This window comes from Bradyrhizobium sp. WSM4872, assembly GCF_055811715.1.
Genome location: NZ_JBVVPT010000075.1, coordinates 1 through 620, shown reverse-complemented (window position 1 = coordinate 620; position 620 = coordinate 1). Strand labels below are relative to the sequence as shown.

Annotated in this window: 1 protein-coding gene; it reads right to left on the bottom strand. The window is 59.4% G+C overall.

Going from position 1 to position 620, the window contains the following annotated elements; genetic code table 11:
• Positions 1 to 620: SbmA/BacA-like family transporter (locus AC0L3C_RS36175; protein ID WP_473410406.1), on the bottom strand; the 620-nt coding region annotated here is incomplete at both ends.

The following is a 620-nucleotide window of genomic DNA, read 5'->3' as shown; positions in this document are numbered from 1 at the left end:
GACCAGATCACCGCGGCGAACACCAGCGGATAGGGAATCGAGCCGAACAGAGGCAACTCCGTGACGTTGCTGGACAGCCTCACCAGAACCGGCAGGAAGGCCAACAGTGTCAGCACGGCGCTGATGAGATTAACGCCTAGACCTTCCATGGTGCTGGCGAAACGCATGGTGTCTTCCTGGATGCGCTGGGAGGCGCCTTCGATCGTGCGCAGCCGTGGCCAGTTGGCGACATAAAAATCGTTCATCGCCGTGCGCCAGCGGAAGATGTAGTGGCTGACGAAGAATCGCGTCATCACGCCGACCACGACGGCCACGAGCGCGATACCGGCAAAGGTCGACAATTCGTTGTAGAACTGCTCAACCGTGACCGGCGCCGATTTTGAAAGCGCAGCCTGGACCAGGTCGTAGAACGGTCCATACCAGCTGTTGATCGCGACCGAGACCTGGACCTGAAAGTAAGAGGTGAACAGGATCAGCGCCGAACCAAGAATGGACCACGTCGCCCAGGGATGCGGGGCAAATAACATCCATGCAGCCGCGAACACCGTAACGGCCAGCGCAAAATAGAGATCAAACCACAGCGCCGAGGCCGACCAGAACGTCGCAAGCCCGACCGGCTT